Source organism: Thermoleptolyngbya sp. M55_K2018_002 (assembly GCF_015295965.1).
Classification (GTDB): Bacteria; Cyanobacteriota; Cyanobacteriia; order Elainellales; family Elainellaceae; genus Thermoleptolyngbya; species Thermoleptolyngbya sichuanensis.
Genome location: NZ_DVEA01000007.1, coordinates 1 through 10942, shown reverse-complemented (window position 1 = coordinate 10942; position 10942 = coordinate 1). Strand labels below are relative to the sequence as shown.

5 protein-coding genes and 1 pseudogene are annotated in these 10942 nt (G+C 57.5%); 3 read left to right on the top strand and 3 right to left on the bottom strand.

The window, feature by feature from the left end:
- The first annotated feature begins 212 nt into the window (after positions 1-212).
- Entirely contained in the window at positions 213-995 is a 783-nt protein-coding gene (locus tag IGS51_RS00245) for an ABC transporter ATP-binding protein (RefSeq protein ID WP_297074760.1), read from the top strand.
- A gap of 90 nt (positions 996-1085) precedes the next feature.
- Here the strand turns inward: IGS51_RS00245 and IGS51_RS00240 are convergent, their stop codons facing one another.
- A complete protein-coding gene (locus IGS51_RS00240; RefSeq protein WP_297074759.1) occupies positions 1086-4103 on the bottom strand; it encodes a GAF domain-containing protein in 3018 nt (1005 codons plus the stop codon).
- A gap of 578 nt (positions 4104-4681) precedes the next feature.
- Positions 4682-7204, bottom strand: coding sequence for a DNA gyrase subunit A (gene gyrA / locus IGS51_RS00235; RefSeq protein WP_297074757.1), 2523 nt, complete (start codon positions 7202-7204; stop codon positions 4682-4684).
- A 369-nt stretch (positions 7205-7573) separates the two neighbouring features.
- Between gyrA and IGS51_RS00230 the strand changes: the two genes are divergently transcribed.
- Positions 7574-7972, top strand: coding sequence for a response regulator (locus tag IGS51_RS00230; RefSeq protein WP_172358233.1), 399 nt, complete (start codon positions 7574-7576; stop codon positions 7970-7972).
- 508 nt (positions 7973-8480) lie between these two features.
- Positions 8481-9558: pseudogene (locus IGS51_RS00225) on the top strand (glycoside hydrolase family 10 protein).
- 117 nt (positions 9559-9675) lie between these two features.
- Here the strand turns inward: IGS51_RS00225 and IGS51_RS00220 are convergent.
- The gene (locus IGS51_RS00220) at positions 9676-10518 is read right to left on the bottom strand and encodes a tetratricopeptide repeat protein (RefSeq protein ID WP_297074756.1); all 843 of its coding nucleotides are present in this window, start codon (positions 10516-10518) and stop codon (positions 9676-9678) included.
- Positions 10519-10942 lie beyond the last annotated feature (424 nt).

Here is a 10942-nt window from a genome sequence, read left to right as displayed (position 1 = left end):
CGGAGGGAGGCCAGTTGGTAGGATTCTAGTCGGCGGGATACTAGTCGGCGGGATATATGTACGAAGCGAACGTGCGGATGCAAGAAGAGGGCACACTGGAAGCAGTTACACCAGGGGAAGGCACGCTGGAAGCAGGAACACTGGAAGCAGACACACTGGAAGCAAGCACCCTGGGGGAAGGAACACTGGAAGCAGGCACACAGGCGCAAAGCATGGGCGAACCGTTGATTGAATTGCGCGGTGTGAGCAAGGCCTTTGGCGATCGCATCGTGCTAGACAAAGTGGATCTAGCCATTTACCCCAATGAGGCAGTAGGCATTATCGGCCCTTCGGGCACCGGAAAATCAACCATCCTTCGCCTGATTGCGGGGCTGATCGCGCCGGATGCAGGCGAGATTTATCTGAAAGGGCAGCGCCGCATGGGGCTGGTAGATGAGGGCAAAGATCCCTTTAGCGTGGGTATGGTGTTTCAGCGGGCGGCGCTGTTCGATTCGCTGACGGTGGATGAAAACGTTGGCTTTTTGCTGTATCAGCACTCTCGGTTGCCGCGTCACCAAATTCGTCAGCAGGTGGAGCGGGTGCTGGAAATGGTGGGGTTGCCAGGAACGGGCGATCGCTATCCGTCGGAACTCTCTGGCGGGATGCGCCAGCGGGTTAGCTTTGCCCGCGCCATCCTAAAAAACCCTGACAATCCGGCAGATAATCCTGAACTGCTGCTCTATGACGAACCAACTGCCGGGCTAGACCCAATCGCCTCCACCGTGATTGAAGACCTAATCCGCAAGCTGCAATGCACCGAGGATGGCTGCACCACCTACGCCATTGTGACCCACCAGCACAGCACCATTCGCCGCACTGCCGACCGCATTGTTTTTCTGCATGAGGGCAAAGTGCAGTGGGAAGGGCGAGTGGAGGAGATCGACACGACGGACGATCCAGCCATGCGGCAGTTTTTTACGGGCAGCGTGGACGGGCCGATACGAGTGGCTGGGTGATGGGAAACAAGCGGATAAGGCGATGACGAGAAATGCTTCAGAAATGCTTCAGAAATGCTTTAGAAAGCTCCTCGGCCTTGCCCCCGCTCCCTAGCGCTCTCCTGAGGTCAACTCCAAGCTGGGCAGCGTAACGGTAAAGCAGGTTTCTCCCCGGCTGTCTTCGGTGTGGCTGCTTTCAACGGCGATCGCCCCGCCCAGTCGTTCTACCAGCCGCTTGACCAACGCCAGCCCCAGTCCTGTGCCGCCATAGCGCCAGGGATCGTTGCTGGGAATGCGATAAAACCGCTCAAAAATGCGATCGCGCTCTGCTTCAGGGATTTCAACCCCTGTGTTGGTAACGCAGATTTGGAAGAGGGTCGGTGCGTTGGGATAGGTTGGCTCGGTTGGGTCGGCGAAAGATTGGCTACTCTGTTGGTGGTTGCGCGGTCGGTTCCACGGTCTGGCTTCGACGGTGATGCGCTCTCCAGCAGGGGTATACTTGCAGGCGTTGGTCAGCAGCTCTGTCAAAATGCGCTCCAGGTAGGACGAGTCGGTGATGAGCGGGGGCAGGTTTGCTGCAACGTTAATGAACAACTGCTGCTGATTGTCGCGGGTCTGCTCGATAAACGCTTCGGCGATGTGCGGCACCCAGAGATCAAGGCGGACTTCGCTGGGCAGCAGCGGATCGACCTCAGCATCAAGATGCGACAGGTCAAGCAGGTTGTTGATCAGGTCTGATTCGCGCTGGCACTCGTCTTGCAAGATTTGGAAGTAGCGCGTGATGGGGTTGGTGCGATCGCCCAAAATGCCTAGCCGATTCAGGTGAATTTCCAAAAGCTGAATCGACATCTTAATGCCCGCAATCGGTGTGCGTAGCTCATGGGAAACCGTGCTGAGAAAGTCGTCCTTAAGGCGATTGAGCCGCTCTAGCTCTTCGACCTGAGACAGCGATGTGTAATAAAGTCGGGCCTGCCGGATGGCGATCGCACATTGCGTTGCGACCTGCTGCACGAGGCGAATCTCCGCATCGTTAAACCACTGCTGGCGCTCCCGAAATAGCCAGATATCGCCCAAAATCCCCTGATCGTCAAACACCGGAAATGCTAGAACCGCCAGAGATTCTTGCATCTGGGGCACGGGATCAGGAGCCATTTGGCAAAACTGAAAAGGCAGCCCCGCTAGCAGTTGTCGATACAGATCTGGCTTGTCGGAAAACAGCACGACCTGCCCCTCGGCGCTGGGCAGCCAGGTCGTGTACTCATAGCCGATGACGCTGCTTTGCAGGTCAGGGCTGTAGGTTGCAGTCCGGCAACACAAGATACCGGGCAATCCGCGCCCAACCTCCTCCACCACGCCCTGCAAAATCTGGGCTTCGTCCAGGCTGTCGCGCACTTTGTCAGTAATTCGCTTCAGCAGTGCCTCAAACTCTAGCGCCTGCTGCAATTGAGCAGTGCGATGGGCGACCTGATGTTCTAAATTATCATTTAGCCGCTGCACCGACTGATACAGGCTCGCCTGCTGAATGGCGATCGCCAATTGATCAACCACCGCCTGCACCGTTTCCAACTCCCAGCTTTGCCACTGCCGCGACGGTTGCTGATAGTTCAGCGATAGCGACCCCCACACCCGCCGCTCTGCCGCCTCCGTTTCGGCTATGCCAATTCGGGGAATCGGAACCAGCATCCACGCACCCGGAAAATGCTCCGCAAAGGATTGACTAATGGGGTCGGGTTCATTGGCCAAGCTGCTCACCTGCATGACTTGGAGTTGTTTTAGCCCGGCTGCGATTGGATTGCCTTCATCGGGAATGACCACCCCGTTGGCATCAAGCAATTCTGGGCGGTTGCGATAGCTGCATACGTTGATCCAGCAGCCGTGTTCGGGCTGATAGCGCACCAGTTCCGCCCGGTCGAGCCGCAGCATTTCGCCGATCGCAGTCGTGGCGTTGGCGAAAACCGTTTGCAAATCCAGGGAATTGCGAACAGATTGGACAAGCTGGTTCACAAGCTGTTCTTTTTGGGCTTGCTGTTGGGTTTGTCGATACAGTTCGGCCTGGGAAATGCCAATCGCCAGTTGGGTGCTGAGCTGTTGCAGCAGGTCTTCGCTAAGGGCATCCCACTGGTGCGGCGCGATGCAATGGTGAGACACCAGCAGTCCCCATAGCCGATCTTTCACGACGATGGGAATGATCAGCACCGCCCGCACCTGAAGCTGGGTCAACATCTCTCGATAGCAGTCCGACAGATCATCACGCTGCACATCGTTGACGCGATGGATGCGACCACTGACGTAGGGATGCGAGTCGGGGAGGGACAAGGATGCTGCGAAGCAGGGATCTTCGATGACTCGATCGAGCAGTGATAAAGGGTCGCGGGCGACCGACTCGGCGACGACTTTGCCGCTCCAGTCGGGCTGAAACTGGTAGATCAGCACCCGATCCACCATGAGGAAGTGTCGCACCTGTTCCACTGTGGCATGGAGCATGGTCTGCAAATCGAGCGACTGGCGGATGGTTTGTGCTAGCCGGGTAATGAAGCGCTCTCGCTCAATTGCCTGCTGTTCGGTTGCGAGGGTCTGCTGCATGTCAGCCAGCGATCGCCCCTCCAGGTTTTCAGCCTCTTTGTCAGCCTCTTTGCTAGCCTCTCGTTCAGGGTCGTTTTCAGAATCATGGGCATCGCCCAGATCTCGCAAAATTGTCAGGTGAAGATCTGGAGCAAGGCCGGCGGCGATCGCCCGATAGGCGACCCAGCGCAAGCGGCCGTCGGCTTTTAGAATTAGCGTTTGTCCAGACTGTTGGCGATCGCGCAAAAAGTGGGCCCAAGCAGTCTCAGACTGGTACTCTAGCGGCACAAAATCCTGGAGTCGCCGCTGACACAGTGCGTCCACGGGCAGTGCCAGAAGATTGCTGGCCGCTGGGTTGGCAGCCCGACAATAGCCCGCATCGTCAAACGCCAGCACTGCGTCAAAAGACAGCCCAAAGAGGACTTGCAAGATGGGATTCGCTTCGAGATCGGTGAGGGGTCTGGCGGCTGGGTTTCCGATGCGCTCATCGTAGATGGACGGACGGATGGGAAAACCCGTAACAGCGTCGCCATACTCTGGAGGCGGAAGAGACTGTTCAGGGTTCATGTCCCTAGTCAAACTATGGCTGATGTTATGAATGCAGCGATCGGTGCCAACCAAGGATGGCAAATCGTCGCCTGCTTAGTAATAGAAAAAACTCGGAGCAGCTAGACTTAGTTGCCGTGATGCCGGAGCGCCTGATGGCATGGTAGAAAGAACATTTCACCCTGAGCCATTCGGAAATCGCATTATATCTGCAAACGTTACCGAGTGGATGTTGGGTGAAGGTTTCTCTTGAACCGCTTTGACCGTCATTTTGGGGCTGTCTGTCTCGACCGAGCAGCTATCAAAAACTAGCGCTGGGAATAAGACCCTTATTTGCGATTGGTTGGGAGAAAACATTCAGGGAACGGATTGAGTGAACCGATATATTGGGTGAATTGAAAGGTTTGAGTCTTCTAGTGTAAGAAGCAGCACTTTACAGGCCATCGACAAAATTAGAGAACTTTCTTGGAAACGAGGGCGATCGCCCGCTGTAATTGGGTGTTTTTACGATTACACTCTCGGCACAAAAAACATCAAATCAGGGCACAAATCAGGACACGCTGCGGGTTGCTGTGGCTGGAATTTGAGAAAGAGAAAAACTATTGCTCATCCTGAGCCTCTTCAGTCTCATCTTCGGCGGGCAAGAGGGCGGGAATGAGGGTAGTAATGGACTCGGTTTTGGCAAGCTTGAGCAGTTTTTCGCCGCTCGTCGTGCCGCTGGGGAAGGACTCGGCAGGAAGGCGGGCGAGGCGATCGCCGCTGGTCAGCACGGTGACCATCGTCCCGTCGTAGGCCGGCACCAGCCCCACCACCGCATCCGTCTTGGCCACAAACTGGAGCGCCTGACCCAAGTCCCCACGATTCGCCAGACGCAGGCTCCGCACGGGCAGCCGCTTGCCCATGCCCTGCCGCGAAATCAGCAGAATCTCGTCGTCCGCCGTCAGCGCAACGCAGCCCGCCAGGGTTTCTTGCTTGCCCAAGCGAATAGCCTGCAAGCCTTGTGCAGTGCGGCTTTGCACCGGAAGCTGGTCTTCGTTGATTTCAAACCGCAGCATCCGTCCGCCTGCGGTCGCCAGCACAAGCTGTTCGCCCTCAGCCGCCAGCAGCGCGATTTGCAGCGTGTCGCCGTCTTTCAGCTTCAGCGCCGTCAGTCCCCGCCCGGTCAGGTTTGTAAACTCCGCCAGCGGCACCCGCTTGATCCGCCCCTGGGCCGTCAGCATCACCAAATCTAGGCTTTCCAAAAACTCTGGAGCTAGCACAAACTGCGCCACAATGGCATCGTCTCCGGTCTGCGCTCCCGGCGGCAGCAGCGTCACCAGGGGCGTTCCCCGCGACTGGCGCGAGGTGGGGGGAATATCGCCTACCGTCAGCGTATAGGCTTTGCCGCTGCGGGTGAGGACGAGTAGCTCCTGCGTGGTCAGCGCCGATTCGGTTTGCAGGGCGGGGTCTTCGCTGTCGATCAGCGTTTTGGGCGGAATGTCTTCTTGCTTAGCCTGCTGCCGCTCAAAGGCTTTGGGCGTGGAGCGGCGCACGTAGCCGCGCTGGGTAAACTCCAGCACCACTTCTTCCTCAATCACTTCTTCAGCAATTTCGGCTAGGGTTTCGGCTTCCTCAGCCCGCTCGGTTTCGGTTTGCAGGCGGGTGCGGCGCGGGTCGGCAAACTTTTTCTTGAGGGCCCGCAGGTCTTTTTTCAGAGATTTCAGCAGCTCCCGGCGGTTGCTCAGGAGGGTGCGGAGTTCCTGCATTCGGGCAGCGGTTTCATCGTACTCGGTTTGGAGTTTTTGCTGTTCTAGCCCGGTGAGGCGACGCAGCGGCATGGAAAGGATGGCATCACACTGGCGATCGCTAAAGTCGAACTCTTCTCGAAACTGGATCTTGGCCGCGCCGCCGTCGGGCGCGTTTCGCAAAATTTCAATCACCCGATCCAAATTTGCCAGCGCCCGCAGCAGCCCCTCTAGGATGTGAATGTGGCTTTCTGCCTTGTCTAGCTCATAGCTGTATTGGCGGGTGAGGGTTTCTTCGCGGAAGGCGAGGAACTGTTGCAATAGCTCCCGCAGCGGCATCTGGCGCGGTTGCCCGTCGGCCAGCGCCAGAAAAATTGCGCCAAAGTTGCTTTGCAGTGGGGTCATCTTATAAAGCTGGCTCAGCACCCGCTGGGGGTTGGCTTCGCGCTTGAGTTCAATGACCACGCGCATCCCGTCGCGATCGCTCTCGTCGCGAATGTCTTGAATGCCCTCGATTCGGGTCTGGTTCACCAAATCGGCAATTTTCTCGATCCAGGCGGCTTTGTTGACCTGGAAGGGCAGTTCTGTGACGACGATGGCGGTGCGGCGATGGCGACCCCGGCCCGGCTGAATTTCTTCAAACTGGGCAATGCCGCGCATGGCGATGCTGCCGCGCCCGGTGGTATAGGCATCGCGGATTCCCTCCGTGCCCACGATTTCGCCGCCTGTGGGAAAGTCGGGGCCAGGAATCAGCGCAAAAAGCTGGTCATCGGGCAGGTCGGGGTTGTCGATCAGCGCCACCAGCCCGTCCACCACTTCGCCCAGGTTATGGGGCGGGATGTTGGTCGCCATGCCCACGGCGATACCGGACGATCCATTCAGCAGCAGCGTCGGCAACTGGGCCGGCAGCACGACGGGTTCCTGCTGCGAGTTGTCGAAGTTGGGGATGAAATCGACCGTGGCTTCGCCAATTTCCGTCAGCAGCGCCTCATGGCTGATAGGAGCAAGACGAGTTTCGGTGTAGCGCATGGCGGCGGGCGGGTCGTCGTCTACGGAGCCGAAGTTGCCGTGGCCGCCCAGCAGCGGATAGCGACTGGAAAAATCCTGCACCATCCGCACCAGCGCGTCATACACCGCCTGGTCGCCGTGGGGGTGATATTTACCCAGTACGTCTCCCACCACGCGGGCGCACTTGCGGAAGGGGCGATCGGGCGTTAGTCCCAGTTCGTGCATGGCGTAGAGGATGCGGCGATGCACAGGCTTTAGCCCGTCGCGCACGTCTGGCAGCGCCCGCCCCACGATGACGCTCATCGCGTATTCGAGATAGGATTGCTGCACTTCGGTATGCAGCGCTGTGGCCACCACTTGGCCGGCGGAGAGGTTGAGCTGTCTAGCCATGAGCGTGTTTAAGGACTAAAAGGCAGGTGAAACAAGCGAGAGAACAGGGGCGTAAGCGATGCCCGAAACCCAACCATAGCGCTAATTTCGCATTTATCAGCAGCATTACTGAATTGCAGAGAATCTGCAAGTAGAGCGCGGGCTTGGGGGCGATGGGTGGAATCTGCTGGTGCGAATTAACCGAGGGGGATAGGAAGACAGGGCGATCGCCATCATTGCCAGCTAGACTTTTGTGAAATGCTTTGTGAGATGCTATGTTCAGGTTTTATCACTCTTTTATAGTTCTTCATCATGTTTCCTTAACTGCTGGGGTAGGAGATATTTCATGCTTTTGGATAAGGGTGAATAACGGGGAGTTAGACGATTAGCATGAAGACTGTTCTAATTGTTGAAGACGATTTAATTAACGCTCGCGTCTTTTCCAAGATTTTGACCAAGCGGGGCGGGCTAGAAGTTCGCCATACCGAGAATGTGGATGAGGTCATGGAGATTGCCACGGCGCGAGCGGCGGACATCATTTTGATGGACGTGTCGCTGTCGCACAGCGTCTATCAAGGCAAGCCCGTGGACGGCATTAAGATTACCCAAATGCTGAAGGCTGATCCCAAAACGGCGGATTTGCCGATTATTCTGGTTACGGCTCATGCGATGGAGGGCGATCGCGAGAATTTCCTGAAGCAGAGCGGAGCCGACGACTATATCTCCAAGCCCGTGGTGGATCACCAGCGGTTTGTTGAGCAAATCATGTCGCTGCTGCCCCAAGAGTAATTTGATTCTAGTACATTTGTATGAACTTGCTGCTCCCGCATTCGCAGAGGCGGCTTTTTTGTGGAGCGGGGTTCTGCGGCGGGTAGCGTTTTCCAAGCCAGCAATCCTTAGGGGACGCTTTTCCCAAAAATCCCTGCTTGGGAGACGAAGCGCGTCCCCCATACCCCCTTGACCTGGCAATCGGCGGTGAGACTGAGAAACGGCGCAGCAGGTGCGGTCGGTGGATCGCTCAGATTGCCGCCGTAATTACCCTCTAGATGGTGTTTGTGCTGACAGGGGCAACTTGTTGTGGGAACTTCTGCTTGAGTAGAGAAATCCTAAAATCTATCTGCAAAGCCAATCAAAAAAGTCAATCCCACGACAAATCGTGAAATTTCGACAGTTCTACCCCGCTTTCCTGCAAGCACCTCCTTTTTCGGCCTTTCCTGCCAGCGTGTTCACGGCTTTTCAGCGGCGGCCGTTTCGCTCCTGGCGCACGAGGCTAATCGCGCTGGGTCTGGCGCTGTCCATGCTGCTGCACTTGCCGCTGGGCGGGATGGCCCAGGCTGCGCTGCCCACCACAGAACTGCGGGGCGTTTGGCTCACCAACATCGACAGCGATGTGCTGTTTTCGAGCGATCGCCTCTCCGAGGGACTCCGCCGCCTTTCCCGCCTCCACTTCAACACGATCTATCCCACTGTCTGGAACTGGGGCTACACGCTGTATCCCAGCGCCACGGCCGAGCGCGTCATTGGGCGACGGGTAGACCCCCACTCTGGGTTGCAGCAGCGCGATATGCTCGCTGAAGCCGTGCAGCAGGGACATCGCCTGGGCATGGCCGTGGTTCCCTGGTTCGAGTTTGGCTTTATGGCTCCGGCCGATTCGGAACTGGCGCGACGGCATCCCGACTGGCTGACGCAGCGGCGCGACGGCTCTCAGGTGGTCATGGAAGGGATCTGGCCCCGCGTCTGGATGAACCCATTCCATCCGCAGGTGCAGGAATTCATCTTGAGCCTAATTGCCGAACTCGCCGCCAACTATGAAATCGATGGGCTGCAACTGGACGACCACTTTGGGCTGCCCGCCGAACTGGGCTATGACCCCTACACCATCCGGCTCTACCAGCAAGAGCATCAGAGCCAGTCGCCGCCCGACACGCTGGCGAGCCAGCCGCATCTCTGCTCTGATGGTGCGCCTGTTTGAAACCGTGAAATCCTACCGCCCCGACTGCCTGGTGGCCCTGTCGCCCAACACCCAGGACTACGCCTATCGCCACTATCTGCAAGACTGGAAGACCTGGGAGCGGCGCGGCTATGTAGAAGAACTGATTATTCAAATCTATCGGGATAACCTGTCCAGCTTTGCAGCCGAACTCAGCCGCCCCGAAATTGTCGAAGCCCGGAGCCACATCCCCGTTGCCATCGGCATCCTAGCCGGACTCAAAGATCGTCCCGCCCGCCCAGAGGTGATCCGCCAGCAGGTCTTTGCCGTTCGGCAGCAGGGCTTTGCGGGCGTGTCGTTCTTCTTCTACGAAACGCTACATGGGCGCGATCGCACGCTCCGCACGCTATTTCCTAGACCAGCTCAGCGGCCGAGGGTGGGGTGATGAGGGGAGAGGCGAAGAAATGAAGAACGAAAAACGGACACTTTTCACTCTTCGTTCTTCGTTCTTCTCCCTTCGCTCTTCCCTCTTCGTTCTTCCCTCTTTCTCCTCTCCCTCGCCCTAACCTCCTGACTGCCGAATCTGCGCCAGCGTCTCGCGCATCCGGGGAAGCTGGAGGAATCGTCGGGTTTGCTCAATCAGGCGATCGCCCCACAGGTTTTCCCGCAAAAAGTCGATCTCGGCATAGCGATCGTCCAGGTTGAGGGCGGCTTCGCCCATCGCCAGCGCTTCTTCCTGCTTGCCCTGCACAAACAGCGCCACAGCGACCGCAAGTTGCGGTTCGGCTTGCGTTCCGTCGATGGCGATCGCCTCGCGCCATTTTTCCAGCGCCCCGTCGATGTCGCCCATTTCATACAGCACCAGCCCGATGTTGTTGATGGACGGCCAAAAATCTTCCTGAAGCTCGACCGACTTTTCGTAGCTCTCGATCGCGTCGGCGTAGCGCTTTTGCATGTAGTAGGCATTGCCCAGATCAAACCAGGCACCGGGTTCGTCGTCCTTTAGTGCCAGTCCTTTTCGCAGGTATTCGGCGGAGCGGGCATAGTTCTCGGCGCGAAAATAGGCCGTGCCCAGGGCAAACAAGATCGCCGGGTCTTCTCGGCTAAGGGACTCGGCCTTGAGTAGGGGGGCGATCGCCTTGTCGCCCTGGCCCACTTGCAGATACAGACTGCCCAGCAGCGCCCACACCTGCCCATTTTGCGGCACGAGCTGCGTCGCCAACTGCGCCCGAATCAGCGCCAGTTCATACTGCTGAAACTGCGCGAGTTGCGCCGCTTCCTGCGCCAGACTCAGCCCCTGCTGCTCCATGCGGGCATAGTCCAACTGGGGCACATGGGGAATCAACGCCTGGGCGATCGCCGGACGCGCCCAAAACCCTGCACCCAACACAAACGGCAGAGCCAAGAGAGGAAAACGCTTCAACACCATCAATTTCAGCTTCAGCAAGGTTAATTCCAGCACTATCGTTAAATACTGAGCATAGCTTAGACGATGACTCGACAGATCGCCAAAAGAAATCGCCGAAATCACGCCTCATCATTTCGATATCTTGGCGCTCAGTTTCAGTGCATACGCTCCTTGCGGTCGATAGTCCGGACGATTGCTCCCACATGGGAGGCGACAAGTCAAGTCGGCCCTGCGGGAGCAATGCCTTTTCATTAACTTGATTAATGAACGGACTTAACGGACTTAACGGACTTAATTGACGGATTGCAGCACTGGCACATCCTGGCGGCGAACGCGGATCTGTCCGTCGTCGTCCAGATCAACAATAGCCGTGTCGCCTGCGCGGATTTCGCCCGTCAGCATTCCCTCCGCCAGCGCGTCC

Excerpts from the sequence above, each read along its gene's own strand:
- IGS51_RS00245 (WP_297074760.1), top strand. The coding sequence starts at position 213 with ATGGGCGAACCGTTGATTGAATTGCGCGGTGTGAGCAAGGCCTTTGGC.
- IGS51_RS00240 (WP_297074759.1), bottom strand. The coding sequence starts at position 4,103 with ATGAACCCTGAACAGTCTCTTCCGCCTCCAGAGTATGGCGACGCTGTT.
- gyrA (WP_297074757.1), bottom strand. The coding sequence starts at position 7,204 with ATGGCTAGACAGCTCAACCTCTCCGCCGGCCAAGTGGTGGCCACAGCG.
- IGS51_RS00230 (WP_172358233.1), top strand. The coding sequence starts at position 7,574 with ATGAAGACTGTTCTAATTGTTGAAGACGATTTAATTAACGCTCGCGTC.